The sequence below is a fragment of the Herbaspirillum sp. NPDC101397 genome, from assembly GCF_044767325.1.
Lineage (GTDB): Bacteria > Pseudomonadota > Gammaproteobacteria > Burkholderiales > Burkholderiaceae_D > Herbaspirillum.
Window position 1 is genome coordinate 36,976 of record NZ_JBIWNS010000006.1, and the last position, 15,050, is coordinate 52,025.

Annotated in this window: 18 protein-coding genes; 5 read left to right on the forward strand and 13 right to left on the reverse strand. The window is 60.9% G+C overall.

Going from position 1 to position 15,050, the window contains the following annotated elements; all coding sequences use genetic code 11:
• Positions 1-174: 174 nt before the first annotated feature.
• The 6 genes from ACIROW_RS15225 to ACIROW_RS15250 all read right to left on the reverse strand — a co-directional run bounded on the left by ACIROW_RS15225 (position 175) and on the right by ACIROW_RS15250 (position 5,257).
• The gene (locus ACIROW_RS15225) at positions 175-432 is read right to left on the reverse strand and encodes a YfhL family 4Fe-4S dicluster ferredoxin (protein ID WP_402277075.1); all 258 of its coding nucleotides are present in this window, start codon (positions 430-432) and stop codon (positions 175-177) included.
• Positions 433-513: 81 nt separating this feature from the next.
• Positions 514-1,002 carry a pantetheine-phosphate adenylyltransferase gene (coaD, locus tag ACIROW_RS15230; protein WP_029363547.1) on the reverse strand — a complete coding sequence of 163 codons (489 nt, stop codon included), beginning with the start codon at positions 1,000-1,002 and terminating at the stop codon, positions 514-516.
• Between the two features lie 50 nt (positions 1,003-1,052).
• The gene (rsmD, locus tag ACIROW_RS15235; RefSeq protein ID WP_402277076.1) at positions 1,053-1,715 is read right to left on the reverse strand and encodes a 16S rRNA (guanine(966)-N(2))-methyltransferase RsmD; all 663 of its coding nucleotides are present in this window, start codon (positions 1,713-1,715) and stop codon (positions 1,053-1,055) included.
• A gap of 4 nt (positions 1,716-1,719) precedes the next feature.
• Positions 1,720-3,036 carry a M16 family metallopeptidase gene (locus ACIROW_RS15240; RefSeq protein WP_402277077.1) on the reverse strand — a complete coding sequence of 439 codons (1,317 nt, stop codon included), beginning with the start codon at positions 3,034-3,036 and terminating at the stop codon, positions 1,720-1,722.
• Positions 3,037-3,090: 54 nt separating this feature from the next.
• Complete coding sequence (locus ACIROW_RS15245; protein ID WP_402277079.1) at positions 3,091-3,768, reverse strand: AAA family ATPase; 678 nt, start codon at positions 3,766-3,768, stop codon at positions 3,091-3,093.
• Between the two features lie 79 nt (positions 3,769-3,847).
• On the reverse strand, positions 3,848-5,257 hold the full coding sequence (locus ACIROW_RS15250) for a M16 family metallopeptidase (protein ID WP_402277080.1): 1,410 nt from the start codon (positions 5,255-5,257) through the stop codon (positions 3,848-3,850).
• 173 nt (positions 5,258-5,430) lie between these two features.
• On the opposite strand from ACIROW_RS15250, the gene ftsY reads away from it, so the two are divergent.
• The 4 genes from ftsY to rpoH all read left to right on the forward strand — a co-directional run bounded on the left by ftsY (position 5,431) and on the right by rpoH (position 9,395).
• Positions 5,431-6,510, forward strand: a complete 1,080-nt coding sequence (ftsY, locus tag ACIROW_RS15255; RefSeq protein ID WP_402277082.1) for a signal recognition particle-docking protein FtsY — start codon at positions 5,431-5,433, stop codon at positions 6,508-6,510.
• Between the two features lie 68 nt (positions 6,511-6,578).
• Complete coding sequence (locus ACIROW_RS15260; RefSeq protein ID WP_402277084.1) at positions 6,579-7,271, forward strand: cell division ATP-binding protein FtsE; 693 nt, start codon at positions 6,579-6,581, stop codon at positions 7,269-7,271.
• Positions 7,268-8,191, forward strand: coding sequence for a permease-like cell division protein FtsX (gene ftsX, locus ACIROW_RS15265; protein ID WP_402277086.1), 924 nt, complete (start codon positions 7,268-7,270; stop codon positions 8,189-8,191). The genes ACIROW_RS15260 and ftsX overlap by 4 nt, the downstream gene beginning before the upstream one ends.
• 313 nt (positions 8,192-8,504) lie before the next feature.
• Complete coding sequence (gene rpoH / locus ACIROW_RS15270; protein ID WP_402277087.1) at positions 8,505-9,395, forward strand: RNA polymerase sigma factor RpoH; 891 nt, start codon at positions 8,505-8,507, stop codon at positions 9,393-9,395.
• Positions 9,396-9,480: 85 nt separating this feature from the next.
• Here the strand turns inward: rpoH and ACIROW_RS15275 are convergent, their stop codons facing one another.
• From ACIROW_RS15275 to ACIROW_RS15295, 5 genes are all read right to left on the reverse strand, one after another.
• Positions 9,481-10,077 carry an SCO family protein gene (locus ACIROW_RS15275; protein WP_402277088.1) on the reverse strand — a complete coding sequence of 199 codons (597 nt, stop codon included), beginning with the start codon at positions 10,075-10,077 and terminating at the stop codon, positions 9,481-9,483.
• Entirely contained in the window at positions 10,077-10,970 is an 894-nt protein-coding gene (cyoE, locus tag ACIROW_RS15280) for a heme o synthase (RefSeq protein WP_402277090.1), read from the reverse strand. Before cyoE ends, ACIROW_RS15275 begins: the two co-directional genes overlap by 1 nt.
• Before the next feature lie 4 nt (positions 10,971-10,974).
• Positions 10,975-12,081, reverse strand: a complete 1,107-nt coding sequence (locus ACIROW_RS15285; RefSeq protein ID WP_402277092.1) for a heme A synthase — start codon at positions 12,079-12,081, stop codon at positions 10,975-10,977.
• Between the two features lie 7 nt (positions 12,082-12,088).
• Positions 12,089-12,607 carry an SCO family protein gene (locus ACIROW_RS15290; protein ID WP_402277681.1) on the reverse strand — a complete coding sequence of 173 codons (519 nt, stop codon included), beginning with the start codon at positions 12,605-12,607 and terminating at the stop codon, positions 12,089-12,091.
• A 76-nt stretch (positions 12,608-12,683) separates the two neighbouring features.
• Positions 12,684-13,415, reverse strand: a complete 732-nt coding sequence (locus ACIROW_RS15295) for an SURF1 family protein (protein WP_402277093.1) — start codon at positions 13,413-13,415, stop codon at positions 12,684-12,686.
• A gap of 69 nt (positions 13,416-13,484) precedes the next feature.
• Here ACIROW_RS15295 and ACIROW_RS15300 point away from each other — a divergent pair, with 69 nt between their 5' ends.
• On the forward strand, positions 13,485-13,685 hold the full coding sequence (locus ACIROW_RS15300) for a twin transmembrane helix small protein (protein WP_016834729.1): 201 nt from the start codon (positions 13,485-13,487) through the stop codon (positions 13,683-13,685).
• 153 nt (positions 13,686-13,838) lie between these two features.
• Here ACIROW_RS15300 and ACIROW_RS15305 read toward each other — a convergent pair whose 3' ends face one another.
• Both ACIROW_RS15305 and ACIROW_RS15310 read right to left on the reverse strand, forming a co-directional pair.
• The gene (locus tag ACIROW_RS15305) at positions 13,839-14,699 is read right to left on the reverse strand and encodes a cytochrome c oxidase subunit 3 (RefSeq protein WP_402277095.1); all 861 of its coding nucleotides are present in this window, start codon (positions 14,697-14,699) and stop codon (positions 13,839-13,841) included.
• 97 nt (positions 14,700-14,796) lie between these two features.
• Complete coding sequence (locus tag ACIROW_RS15310; protein WP_016834731.1) at positions 14,797-15,024, reverse strand: DUF2970 domain-containing protein; 228 nt, start codon at positions 15,022-15,024, stop codon at positions 14,797-14,799.
• Positions 15,025-15,050: the final 26 nt, after the last annotated feature.

Below are 15,050 nucleotides of genomic sequence, written 5' to 3' on the forward strand. Positions count from 1 at the left end.
CGAGGCGGCCGGTGAGATCCATCGGCGCGCGCATGAAACTGCGAAAAAAATGGCGAGCGACGATGATACCGCGCGAGCGGCGCACGGCAGAAATACCAACTGCCTATATGCAAGCAGGTTTTTCTTATGAGGCGGAAAGAATAAAGAAGAAGAGAGGAAGTACGGGAAGAACGATCAGGTCTTGGCCGCGGCCTGCAGCGTCTCGTATTTGAGCATCAGCTGCTCTTTGGATTCGCGCCAGGCCGGGTCGAACGGGATGCAGGCGACCGGGCAGACTTGCTGACATTGCGGCTCATCGAAATGGCCGACGCATTCGGTGCACTTGTTGTGGTCGATTTCATAGATCTGCGGGCCCATGTAAATCGCCTCGTTCGGGCACTCGGGCTCGCAGACGTCGCAGTTAATGCAATCATCGGTGATCATCAGTGCCATACAAACGCTTCCTTTACATGCAGCTCATTACTTGGACTGCCGGATTGCCGGCCGGTTTCGTTCCGGCAGGCAATGCGGACATTACAAATCCATCTTGGCCATCTTTTCCTTCAGCCATTTTTCGACCGAGGGAAATACGAACTTCGATACGTCGCCGCCCAGCAGGGCGATTTCGCGCACGATGGTGCCCGATATGAATTGATATTGGTCCGACGGCGTCAGAAACAAGGTTTCCACGTCGGGCAGCAGATAACGATTCATGCCGGCCATCTGGAATTCATATTCGAAATCCGATACCGCGCGCAGGCCGCGCACGATCACGCGGGCGTTGTTTTGCCTCACGAAATCCTTGAGCAGACCGGAAAAACTTTCCACCTGGACATTCGGGTAGTGCCCGAGTATTTCATTTGCTATCGACAGGCGCTCCTCGAGAGAGAAAAACGGCTTCTTGTTTTTGCTGTCCGCTACGCCTACGACCAACTTGTCAAACAATCCCGATGCGCGTCTGACCAGATCTTCATGGCCTCGTGTCAACGGATCGAATGTTCCCGGATAAACAGCTGTCACCATCAGGGTCTCTCCTCACCAGCTAAGCAATCAGAACGCGCATTATGCCTGAATTAGCCGATGTTTTTGCGCCGCAATAAATGATAAAACACCATGCCCGCCTTGTCGGCCCTGACAACCTCCCAGGGCGCCATCCAGGCGGGCAACTCTTCGCCTTCCAGCGCATGCTCCGATTCGACGTACACCAGGCCGCCATCGGTCAGCACTTGCTCGCATATGGGCATGATCTTCGCGAGCCAGTCCTGATGATACGGCGGATCGGCGAAGATGAGGTTGAATCCCGCGCTTGAGTTTGTCGGCGTCAGGCTTGGCGCCTTGTAGCCCTGCAACAGCGCCAGCGCATCGCCGCGCCTCACTTCGACCTGCGCGGCTTTCAATTTTTCCTTGCTGGCGTCGAGCTGGCGGGCAGCCGGGCCGTGATTCTCCACCATGACCACGCGCTGTGCGCCACGGCTGGCGGCTTCGAAACCGAGCGCGCCGGTGCCGGCGAACAGGTCGAGGCAACGCACGCCTTGCCAGTCGGCGTCGATCAGGTGCGTGATCCAGTTGAACACCGTCTCGCGCACGCGGTCCGGGGTCGGGCGCAGACCTTCGGCCTCGAGCACCGGCAGCGGCGTGCGCTTCCACTGTCCGCCGATGATGCGCACCTGATGCGAAGCGCGATTGCTGTGATGACCACCCGCGGCCACGCCATGTTTTCTTGCTGTCTTGCTCATGTTTTTATTTTGCCTCGCCGACCACGACCGTACTGAGTTGATCGAGGGCGATTTTACGTTTGAAAGCGGCGCGGATTTGCGCCACGGTGACTTTGCCGATATTGGCGGTCCAGGTGTCCAGATAATCCAACGGCAGGCCGTAATAGCCGATCACCGCGAGGTTGTCGAGGATCTTGCGGTTGTTGTCGATGCGTAGCGCGAAGCCGCCGACCAGGTTGTCCTTGGCCGCCTTGAGCTCGCCCGCAGTCGGGCCGTCGCGCAGGTAATCGGCCAGCGTGCGACGTACCACCTCGAGCGCTTCGGCGGTTTGTTCCTGCTTGGTCTGCAAGCCGATCTGGAACGGTCCCTTCTGCGCCATCGGCGAGAAGTAGCTGTAGACGCTGTACGTCAACGCACGCTTTTCACGGACTTCATTGGTCAGGCGCGAGACGAAACCGCCACCGCCGAGAATGTAGTTGCCGACCGTCAGCGCGAAGAAATCCGGATCGCCGCGCACCAGCGCCGGCATGCCGATCAGGATATGCGATTGCGAAGCGGGATGGCTGATGCGCTGGTCCTTCGGCGCAGTGAGCCCGATGGAAGGCAAGGCCGGCAATGGCGCGCCTTGCGGCAATTGCTGCGTCAGCCGTTGCGCGATCTGGTCGGCCTGTGCGCGTGTGACGTCGCCGATCATGGCGACAACGGCGCGGTTGCCGACATAGTGCGTGCGATGGAAAGCGACCAGGTCTTCGCGCGTGATGGCGACGACACTGTCTTCGCTTTCCTGACGCGCATAGGGATGAGTGCCATATAGTGCAGCCCAGAATGCCTTGGCGGCGATGTCTTCGGCCTTGGTCTGCGACTCGCGCACGTCAGCGATGGTGCGCGCCTTGTCGCGGGCGAACGGTGCCTCAGGGAAGCTCGGCTGCGCCAGCGTGCGCGCCAGCAAGCCGATCGCAGCATCGCGCTCGGCGGCGCTCGACAGCATGCGCAAGGTCACGCCGGCACGATCCATGCTGGCGCCGCCGCCGCGCTGGGCAGCCACGTCGGCGAGACCGTCGAGAATCTGCGCCTCAGTCAGCGCAGGCCCGTCACCTGACGCTGCTACGCCGCGTGTGAGCTGGGCGTTGGTCAGCGAGGCCAGTCCGGATTTACCGTCGGGATCGCGGCGCGCGCCGGCGTCGAATTCCACGCTCAGATCGAGCATAGGAATCGCGTGGTTTTCCACGAACAGCACGCGCGCCCCGTTGGGCAGCGACCACGACTGGATCTGCAGTGCCGCCTGCGCCTGCACTGCAAAACCGCCGAGGACAAGGGCACACAACAACAAATATTTTTTCATCTTGATACCGGACCAATCAAATCAAAGCAAAACAGAAGCTATCTGTATTCATTCTTATCCACCCTGCCCGGCCGGATCGGCCACGACTGCAGCAGGAGCGGCGGCAGTCTTGCCATCCACCCAGTCAATGACCGGCTGCCATTGCTCGATATCGCGCTGCACGCGCGAGGGCGCGATGTCCCACAGGGTCAGGCCGTGCGCCGCCAGTTGCACGTAATTCTGGGTGTCGCGCAGATAGCTCAGCACCGGCAGGTTGAGACCTTCGATGAAGCGATGCAGCTGGTCGGCCGAGCGCGTGCGCGCATCGACGCGCATGCCGACGATGCCGACGTCGATGTCGCCCTGGCGCACGGCTTTTTCTTCGGCCAGCCGGCGCAGAAAATCCTGCGTCGCCAGAATGTCGAAAATCGACGGCTGCAAAGGCACAATCACCTTGTCCGCCATTTTGAGGACGTCGTTCAGGCGCCAGCCGTGCAAACCGGCGGGTGTGTCCAGCACCACGTGCGTGGTGCCTTTGGGCGGCTTGGCGATGTAGTCTTCGCTGATCTCCCAGGTGGCGATCGGCGCCGCCGCCGGCGGCCGGATGTTGAGCCACGCGCGCGCCGACTGCTGGCGATCGGTGTCGCCCAGCAGCACGCCGTGGCCGCGGCTGGCGAAGTAGCCGGCGAGGTTGGTCGAGAGAGTGCTTTTACCTACGCCGCCTTTGGGGTTCGCAACGACGATCACTGGCATGCTATTCCTCCGTGAGAGTACAACTGAAGATCAATCGGCAAATCAGGGGGTTCGTGTCTTGCAGTCAGCCAAACTGAGCTCAGCGCAGCGGTCCCGGCGGCGGACCGGCCTTCTTGCCGGACAGCGGCAAGGGTTCCAGCGTCGCCACAGTCAGCTTGTCGTCGCTGAAATACTTCTGCGCCACCGCCTGCACCTGCTGTGGCGTGACCGACTTGAGCCGCTCGACGATGCGGTCGATGTTCTTGTGCGACAGGCCGGACATTTCCATCACGCCGATTTCCATGGCCTGGCCAAAAATGGAGTCGCGCTTGTAGACCTGCGAGGCGATCAGCTGCGTCTTGACGCGCTGCAATTCCTGTTCCGAGACGCCGTCGCGGGCGATGCGCTCGACTTCGGCGCGCAGCAGGGTTTCCAGTTGCGCAGTGCTGGTGCCGGAGGCGGGGCTTCCTTCCAGCGTGAACAAGGTCGGGCCGCGCGTGATGTCGTCGTAGCTGGCGCCGACGCTGTTGGCGACCTTATCGGTGCGCACCAGCTTGTCGTTCAGGCGCGCGTTGTCGTAGCCGTCGAGCACCGCCGACAGTACGTCGAGGGCATAGACGTCCTGGTCTTTTTCGACTTCACGCAGCGTGGGCACCTTGAACGCCAGGATGACGTAGGGATTTTCCGCCGGCGCCTTGACGGTTACGCGGCGCAGGCCGTGTTGTTCGGGTTCGTTCTGCGGCTTGCCGCGCACGATGCTCTTGGACGGAATCGGGCCGAAGTATTTTTCCGCCAGCGCCGCCACCTTCTGCGCGCTGACGTCGCCGCTAACCACCAGCGTTGCGTTATTGGGCGCATACCAGCGGCGATACCAGTCCTCGATGTCGCGGATAGTCATGTGCTGCAGGTCGTCCATCCAGCCGACCACCGGATGATGATAGGGATGGGCCACGAAGGCGGCCGCGTGCAGCGCTTCGTTCATCAGGCCTTGCGGCTGGTCGTCGGTGCGCCAGCGGCGCTCTTCCATGACGACGCGGATTTCTTTGGCGAATTCGTTCTGGTCGAACTGCAGGTTGCGCATGCGGTCGGCTTCCAGCGCCATCACCGCTTCCAGGCTGTCGTGCCCGACCTGTTGAAAGTAGGCGGTGTAGTCGCGGTTGGTGAAGGCGTTTTCGCGGCCGCCGAGTTCGGCGACCAGGCGGCTGAACTCGCCGACCTTGTGCTTCCTTGTGCCCTTGAACATCATGTGTTCCAGCGCGTGGGCGATGCCGGTGGTGCCGTTGATCTCGTCGATAGCACCGACCTTGTACCAGACCATCTGGACGGCCGTGGGCGCGCGGTGATCTTCCTTGACGATGATTTTCATGCCGTTTTTAAGCGTGAATTCAGTTGCCTGCGCAGCTGCCTGCGTGGACGCCTGAGCCGTCGCCGGACCGGAAGACTGGGCCTGGACCGCCAGGGACGCAAACACCAAACCGGTCGACAGGATTGCTCTGATCTTCAATTTCATGCGCTGTGCTCTGATAGAATGCGGGGGCTGGCCAAGGACCGCCCGGACGGCAGTATCCGGGCATGAGGCTGGCCAATTGTACCTTGTTCATTGCGATTTCCCGCCTGGAAACGGCCGGAAACGCCCTCCATCAGACACCGCAGCCACTTTCGACAGAGCCAGCCCAGCATCCGATGTTTAGTTTCTTCAAGAAAAAAACCCAGCCTGAACCCGCCGTTGCCAAAGAAGCAGCTCCTCAGGCCGCGCCCGTCCCGGCTGCGCCTTCTGCAATCCCTGCGGCTACTCCCGCAATTTCTTCTGCAATTGCTCCGGCAGCCGAAGAGATCGTCGAAGCTGCGCCGCCGTCGGTCGAGGCCAAACGTTCCTGGCTGGCGCGCCTGAAAAGCGGTCTCTCCAAGACCTCCAGCAACCTGACCACCCTGTTCGTCGGCGCCAAAATCGGCGACGAGCTGTATGAAGAACTGGAATCGGCCCTGCTGGTGTCGGACGCCGGCGTCGACGCGACCCAGTTCCTGCTCGATGCGCTCAAGAAAAAAGTCCGGGACGAAAAGCTGACCGAAGCCGACCAGGTACGCCAGGCCTTGCGCGCACTGCTCATCGAGATGCTCCGCCCGCTGCAGAAGCCGCTGGTGCTGGGCCGCCATCAGCCGCTGGTGATGATGATCGCGGGCGTGAACGGCGCCGGCAAGACCACCACCATCGGCAAGCTGGCCAAGCATTTGCAGGCGCATGACCAATCGGTGCTGCTGGCCGCCGGCGACACCTTCCGCGCCGCCGCCCGCGAGCAACTGACGATCTGGGGCGAGCGCAACAACATTACCGTGATTTCGCAGGAATCGGGCGATCCGGCGGCGGTGGCCTACGATGCCGTGCATTCGGCCACGGCGCGCAGCACCAACGTCGTCATGGTCGACACAGCAGGCCGCCTGCCGACTCAGTTGCACCTGATGGACGAGCTCAAGAAGATCAAGCGCGTCATCGGCAAGGCCATGGACACCGCGCCGCATGAAGTACTGCTGGTCATCGACGGCAATACCGGCCAAAATGCGCTGGCGCAGGTCAAGGCCTTCGACGACGCGCTGGGCCTGACCGGCCTGGTCGTGACCAAGCTGGACGGCACCGCCAAGGGTGGCATTCTGGCGGCGATCGCCAAGACCCGTCCGATACCGCTGTATTTCATCGGCGTGGGCGAGTCGATCGACGACCTGCAAGCCTTCGACGCCGAAGAATTCGTGGATGCCTTGCTAAGCTGAAAATAAGCTGAAAATAAGCTGAAAACCAATTTGAACCGCGCCCAAGAAAAACAAATCCATCACCGACGATGATCGAATTCGCCAAGGTCTCCAAACAATATTCGCGCGACGTCTTTGCGCTGCGCGACATCACGCTCTCGGTCCAGAAGGGCGAGCTGCTGTTCCTGGCCGGTCCGTCCGGCGCCGGCAAGTCGACCCTGCTCAAGATGATCGCCGCGATGGAGCGCCCAAGCGCCGGCACGCTCACTGTCAACGGCCAGAGCATCAACACCATCAAGCCTTCCGGCATGCCTTACCTGCGCCGCAACCTTGGCCTGATTTTTCAGCAACAACGCCTGCTGCAGGATCGCAGCATCCTAGCTAATGTGATGCTGCCGCTGATCGTCACCGGCGCAGCGCGTTCGGATGCTGAAAAACGCGCCCGCGCCGCGCTGGACAAGGTCGATCTGCTCGACAAGGCGACTTCCGGCCCGCAGGAACTGTCCGGCGGCGAACAGCAGCGCGTGGCGATTGCGCGCGCCATCGTCAACCGCCCGCAGATCATCCTGGCCGACGAACCGACCGCCAATCTCGACCGCGACAACGCCAACAAGGTGCTGGCTGCACTGAAGTCTTTTCACGGCGTCGGCGTGACCTGCCTGATCTCGACCCATGACGAGCAATACCTAACCGGCGCGGACCGCATCATCTATCTTGACCGCGGCCGCATCGTCGACGGCTGGCACAACGGCGTCAGCAACCCGGTGGAGATTTCGCAATGAACTGGCTGCGCCAACATTTCTTCGCCTTCGCCGACGCCTTCCATCACCTGCTGCGCTCGCCCGGCAACTTCGTCCTCAACGTACTGGTAGTGTCGATCGCGCTGGCGCTGCCGTTCGCCGGCCTGACCGTGCTTGAAAACGTGCGCCCGGTCTCGGAACAGCTCGCGGTCGAGCCCGAGATCAGCATCTTCCTGAAAATGGACCTCTCGCGCGACAAGGCCACCGCGCTGGCCGGCAACATCCGCGCCGTGCTGGCCGACAGCGGCAGCGCCGCGCGTGTCGATTTCACGCCGCGCGAGAAGGCCTTCGACTCGCTCAAGAGCAAGACCGGCCTCAACGACGTGCTGGCAACGCTGGGCGCCAATCCCCTGCCTGACAGCTATGTGCTGAAGATGTCTGGCTTCCAGGACGCCATGGACGCCACCCGCGTCGACGACATCGCGCAAAAACTCAAGGCCATGCCGGGCGTCGACACGGTGCAGATCGATTCGGCCTGGGTCAAGCGGCTGGCAGCGCTGCTGCGCATCTTGCGGCTGGTGCTGCTGTTCCTGGGCATCACGCTGGGCGCGGTGGTGGTGGCCGTGGTGTTCAACACCATCCGCCTGCAGGTTATGACGCAATACGAGGAAATCGAAGTTTCGCGCCTGCTGGGTGCTACCAACGCCTTCATCCACCGACCGTTTTATTACACCGGCGCCCTGCTCGGCGTATGCGCGGGCGGGTTGGCGCTGGGCCTGGTGGTGCTGGCATTGCAGCCGCTCAACTTGGCGATCACCGACTTCGCCCGGCTGTACGCTTCCGAATTCCGCCTGGCGCCGCCGAGTATCGAGGCCATCGGCTTCCTGCTTGGCGTCAGCGCCCTGCTCGGCCTGATCGGCGCCATGCTGTCGGTCAAACGGCACCTGTCTCGGCTGGCCTGAATCCCCCCTAATTTCTGCTTGAAATGGCAACAACTCCTTTGATGGAATTGTTGCCATTTTTTAATGTTGCCCTGCAAAATTTGTTACAGGTTTGTGCTTGAAACAAGCAACTTTGATCCCCAATTTCCCTCTAATTCTTGCGATGAAATGCCAATTGGCAAAAAAACTGCCATAGAAATTAGCTATTTCTTTCTTCCAGATTCGTTATTAGCACTCTCAATTGAGGAGTGCTAGAATAGTTGATAGAAATAGTGCGGCTTTAAGGCAATTGCCAATTTACGCATCGCTTCCTCACAGGAACCAAGGAGAATCAATGAAATCAGCTACTGCACTCATGCCCGTCGAGACCAATGCGCTTGCGCTCGGCTTCTCCGGCAGCCTGGGCAACATTGACGCCTATATTTCGGCCGTCAATCGTCTGCCGATGCTGACGCAAGCTGAAGAAATTTCACTGGCCCGCGCCTTGCGCGACCAGAATGACCTCGGCGCCGCTCAAAAGATGGTGCTGTCCCATTTGCGTCTGGTGGTGTCGATCGCCCGCGGTTATCTGGGCTACGGCCTGCCGCATGCCGACCTGATCCAGGAAGGCAATATCGGCCTGATGAAGGCGGTCAAGCGCTTCGACCCCGATCAAAATGTGCGTCTCGTGTCGTACGCGATGCACTGGATCAAAGCCGAGATGCACGAGTACATTCTGAAGAACTGGCGTCTGGTCAAGGTTGCGACGACCAAGGCGCAGCGCAAGCTGTTCTTCAACCTGCGCAGCCACAAGACCGGCCTGGACGCCATGACGCCGGCGCAAGTCGACGCCTTGGCCAAGACGCTGGACGTCAAGCGCGAAGAAGTCATCGAGATGGAAACCCGCCTGTCCGGCCGCGATGTTGCGCTGGAAGCGCCGACTGACGATGAAGACGACAAGTTTGCACCAATCGCCTATCTGTCTTCGGACAACAATGAGCCGACTCGCGTGATGGAAGCCAAGCAATACGACCGTCTGCAGTCGGAAGGCCTGGAAGCTGCGCTGAGCAAGCTCGACGACCGTTCGCGCCGTATCGTGGAAGCTCGTTGGCTGGCCAATGACGACGGCAGCGGCGCGACATTGCACGAACTGGCTGACGAATTCGGCGTGTCCGCCGAGCGTATCCGCCAGATCGAAGCGGTGGCGTTGAAGAAGATGAAGGGTTCGCTGCAGGCTTTTGCCTGAGAATCAGGCAAACCCAACAAGCAAACCCGGCAGCAATGAAAAAGGCGCTCAATTGAGCGCCTTTTCTTTTGTCCGCAGAGTCCGTTCAGGACAGCAGCAATTTCAGGTCATGCACGATGGGCTCGGCGCCCTGGCCGTGCCGCACAAACAGACGAATATGCCCCTGCGGATCGAACACGTAACTGCCGGCGGTGTGGTCCATCGTATAGCTGCCCGCAGTCTTGCCCGGCACCTTCTGGTAGAACACCTTGAATTCCTTGGCCACTTTGGCGGTCGCGGCTTCGTCGCCGTAAAGACCCAGGAAGCGCTTGTCGAAGGCCGGCACATATTGCGACAGGATCTGCGGCGTATCGCGCGCCGGATCGACGGTCACGAACAACACCTGCACCTTGTCGGCTTGCGGGCCGAGTTCCTTCATCACGTTCGCCATTTCGGCCATGGTAGTCGGGCAGACGTCCGGGCATTGCGTATAGCCGAAGAACATCACCACCGCCTTGCCCTTGAAATCGGCCAGCGTGCGCGGCTTGCCGTTGTGGTCGGTCAATGCGAAGTCCTTGGCGTATTCCAGCCCGGTGACGTCGGTGTTGACAAATTTCTCGGCGGGGTTCTGCTGGCAGGCGGCCAGCGACAGTACGCCGAGGGCCAGCAGCACGGCCGGCAGGAAAGACAGCAAACGTTTCATCAGAAAGTCCTGAACAGCAGGTAATGGTCGACCAGCAGCGCGGCGAACAGAATCGACAGGTAAATGATCGAAAACGTGAAGGCCTTGCGTGCAATCAGATCGGTGTAGTGGCGATAGATCTGCCAGGCGTAATGGAAGAAAATCAATCCCAGCACAATCGCCGTACCCAGATAGATCAGCCCGCTCATGCCGACCGCGAACGGCAGCATGGTGGTGGCGATCAGCGCAATCGTGTAGAGCAGGATATGGAATTGCGTCAGCTTCATGCCGTGCGTGATCGGCAGCATCGGCAGGCCGGATTTGGCGTAGTCGTCGCGGCGGTACATCGCCAGCGCCCAGAAGTGCGGCGGCGTCCAGATGAAGATGATCAGCACCAGGATCCAGGCTTGCATCGGCACGTCGTTGGCGATCGCAGCCCAGCCCAGCGCCGGCGGCATCGCGCCCGACAGGCCGCCGATGACGATGTTCTGCGGCGTGGATGGTTTAAGGATGATGGTGTAGATAATGGCGTAGCCGACGAAGGTCGCCAGCGTCAGCCACATGGTCAGCGGATTGACCAGTGCGTACAGCACCCACATGCCCATGCCGCCGATTACGCCGGAAAACATCAGCGTCTGCGGCACGGTGATTTCGCCGCGCGCCATCGGACGGCGTGCGGTGCGCGCCATGCGCGAATCGATTTCGCGTTCGACCAGGCAGTTGATGGCGAAAGCGGCGCCGGCCAGCAGCCAGATGCCGACGGTGGCGAACACGACCTTGCGCCAGTCAGGCAATTCCGGCGTCGCCAGGAACATGCCGATGACGGCGCAAAATACCGCAAGCTGCGTCACACGCGGCTTGGTCAAGGCCCAGTACTGGGCGATGCGATTGGGTTGTGCGGTCAATGTGGTCATGTCTTCAAAACGGTGCGGGAACGGCGCGTGCGGCCTCGACGGCAGGGGCGTGTCTGGTCTTGTAGTTTAACATGACCAGCAAAAGCAGCAGCAGCGCCGCACCGCCGTTGTGCACGACGGCAATGGCCAGCGGCCAGTTCAGGTAAATCGTCGCCAGGCCGGTGACCAGCTGCAGCGCGATTACGATCAGCAGCCCGCGCCCGGTCTTGCGCAGGCCGCCGTCCTTGAGCGCTTTGTGCGCCAACCAGGCGATGAAGGCGATCACCACGAAGGCGAAGGTGCGGTGCACCCAATGGATCGCCGTCAGCGCCGGGAACGGCAGGTATTCGCCATCGGCGGTCTTGCCCAGATGGCGCCACAACGTGAAGCCGTTGTCGAAATCCATCTGCGGAATCAGCGCGCCATGGCACAGGGGAAAATCGTTGCACGCCAGCGCCGCATAATTGGTGCTGACCCAGCCTCCCAGCGCAACTTGCACGATCAGCAGCAGCAGGCCGAGCAGCGCCGGCACCGCCAGTGCGCGGCCGGGCGACGACACCGGCGCATGCGCATTCTGGCGCGCCCCCAGCCAGGTCAGCATGGCCAGCAGTGTCAGGCCGAGCAGCAGGTGTATCGTGACGATCACGGGTTGCAGCTTCAGCGTCACGGTCCAGGCGCCGAACGCGCCCTGCAGGCAGACAAACAGGAACAGCAGCGTCGGAAACCAAGGCCGGAACTTGAGCTCGGTGCGCCCCGACTTGATCCAGCGCCGCCACGCAATCACCATCAGCGTAATGATCAGCACGCCGACCGCCATCGCCAGGTAGCGATGGATCATTTCGATCCATGCCTTGGCGACCGTCACCGGTCCGGTCGGCATCGCCTCCTGCGCGGCGCTGATGTGTTCATGCGCCAGCAGCGGATTGGAGTGACCGTAGCAACCCGGCCAGTCCGGGCAGCCCAGGCCGGAATCGGTCAGACGCGTGAAGGCGCCGAACATGATCAGGTCGAAGGTCAGGAACAGCGTGATCCAGACCAGTTTGCGGTATTTGTCGGCGTCGTTGGACACCCAGGTCAGCGTCAGCGGAATCAGCGCGACCAGCAGGCCCATGATGGCAAGTTGAATCAGCATGGCGACCTTATCCTATGCTCGACGCGCGCAGCAGTTTGCTGATGTCCTTCTTGACCTTGTTGGGGTCGGCATCCTTGGGAAAGCGCATCATCAGGTTGCCGCGCGGATCGATCATGTAGAGGTGGTCTTCCACGCTGGTGCCGGCGTCGGTCGGCAGCCACGCCTTAAGCAGTTTCGGATCGACGCGCAGCATGTCGGTGCCGTCGTATTCGCGCATGAGCACGGTGTCGAGCGGCTTGGCATCGGTGATCAGCCAGACCCGTTCGATGCGTTCCATTTCCTTACCCTGCATCAGGCGCAGCTGGCGCATGGCGAACAGGCGCGTCTTGCAAGACTGATCGCAATCGCCGCCGGCCACTTGCAGCAGGACCCACTTGCCCTTGTAGTCCTCAAGCTTTGCCGGCTTGCCGTCGAGTTCGGTGCTGCCCAGCGGCGGAATCGGGTAGTCGCGCGGGTCGAGCAGCGTGCCGTAGTTGGTGCGGCCCTCCGGCTTGATCACGTAGTAAGTCAAATACGACGCGATCATCGGTGCGGCGCACACCGCCACCACCAGCAGCAGCTTCCAGCGGCCGATCTTGCGTTGTTGACTTGGCGATTGATTCTTACCCTGCTCTTTGTTTTTTTCCACTTCGGAATCCTGTGACAACGAAAAAAATCACGGCCATCAAGGCCAGCGCATACCATTGCACGGCGTAGCCGCGATGACGGTCTATTCCCAGCGACGGCGCCGGCCAGTCGCGCACCAGGCCATCCTTGATTTCTCCCGACTGTTCCACCACGAACGGCGCCAGCGGCAATTGACTGGCGCGTGCGTAGGCGGCGATGTCGAGGTTCTGCATGATCGCGCCGGGACGCGGCACCTCGGCCGCGCCGAGCTGCAGCAAATGGCCGGCGTCGCTGCGGATCACGCCTTTAATTTCAATTTCATCCGCCGGCGTCGGCACCACCGGCACGCGCGTGCGGTCGTTTGCGTCACGCGGCGCCCAGCCGCGTTCGATCAGGATTGCCGACTCTGCGGAGCCGGTTATTTTAAACGGCATCAGCACATAGAATCCGGGCACGCCATTGTAGGGGCGATTTTCCAGATAAGTCACCCACGTGGGCACGAAGCGGCCGCGCAGTTTGACGTGGCGGAATTCAGCCTCGGCAATGTCGATCCCGGCGGCGTTTTCCAGCGCCATGGCCGGAGCCGACTGGCGCGCCGCCATCTTCGCCTCGATCGCTTGCTTCTCGTCGCCGCGCCGCGTCTGCCACTGGCCCAGCGATATGCCGATGGCCGCCACGATCACGGTGGCCAGCAGCGGAATCCATCGAATACGGAATCTGATTGGCATTACAATGTCACTTTATTCAAGCCGCCCCGCACGCTGCGGCGCCTTCCTTTTCACCCACCTGCACCCGCCATGAAAATCATCGTCGCCATCGCTTTCGTGCTCATCATCGGCAGCCTTGCATCGGCCCTGCTGTTCATGATGCGCGACAAGGGCAAGAGCAATCGCACGGTGTATGCGCTGACGATGCGCGTGGGATTTTCGGTGCTGCTGTTCATCCTGCTGCTGATCGCTTATCGCCTGGGCTGGATACAACCGACCGGCATTCGCTGACCTCTGTCGCCGCGGCTGCCACTACCTCCACTGCTGCGCGAGCCGCCACAGCTTACACGATGCAGCGCACGCTTTCCTGATTTTTCGAGGAATGTTTCGCCCGTAAAAAAGCCGCACCGAAGTGCGGCTTTTTGTTGCCGGAGCGGCTAGTCGTTACAGCCAGTAGACCACGACGTACAGACCCAGCCAGACCACGTCCACAAAGTGCCAGTACCAGGCGGCGCCTTCGAAGGCGAAGTGGTGTTCCGGCGTGAAGTGGCCGCGCAGCACGCGGTACAGCACCACCGACAGCATGATCGCGCCCATGGTTACGTGGAAGCCGTGGAAGCCGGTCAGCATGAAGAAGGTCGAACCGTAAATGCCGGACGTAAGCTTGAGGTTCAGCTCGCTGTAGGCGTGCATGTATTCGTAAGCCTGGAAGCCCATGAAGATCGCGCCCAGCAGCACGGTGGCGAACAGCCAGATCGCGGTTTGCGCACGATGACCGGCGCGCAACGCATGGTGCGAAATCGTCAGCGTCACGCCCGATGTCAGCAGCAATGCAGTGTTGATGGTCGGGATCGGGAACGGGCCCATGGTCTGGAACGATTCGATTGTGCGGGCCGGGCCGATGTTGCCCCAGTGCGCAGCGAAGTCGGGCCAGATCACCTTGTGATCCAGATCAGCCAGCCACGGCATGGTGATGCTGCGGGCATAGAACAACGCACCGAAGAACGCCGCGAAGAACATCACTTCGGAGAAGATGAACCAGCCCATGCTCCAACGGAACGAGGCATCGATGCGCGCGCTGTACTGACCGGATTCGGACTCGCCGATGGCCTGGCCGAACCATTTGTACAGCACCACCAGCACGGCGACGATGCCGATCAGGTTGAGCGGCATGCCCCAGGCATAACTGTTGACCCATGCCGATGCGCCGGCCATGGTGACCAGCATTGCAATACCCGCCAGCACCGGCCACTGCGAGGGACCAGGTACAAAATAGTACGGCGCTTTAGCGTGTTGAGAACTCATCTCCATCTCCCAATACAAAATTCGGATCTTTTATAAATGACTGCTTCTGACCTGCACTGCCACATCCGTTGTGTCTTGCTGCCGGACTGCGGCTGCCTCACGAAGAAACCGCCGAGCCCACTACCATTTTCACGATCAATACCAATACCGTCACAAAAATCGCCGCGCCGATGACGCCGGCGATGATGACGTGCAGCGGATTCAACTTGGCTGCGTCACTTTCGTAATCGCTGCGCTTGCGCACACCGAAGAACGACCAGAACACCGCCTTCATCGTCGCTGCAAATGACGCCTTGCGCTGTGATGCATCCTTCAAGTCGCTCATGTGCCGCTTCCTTCCTGTTGCCGACG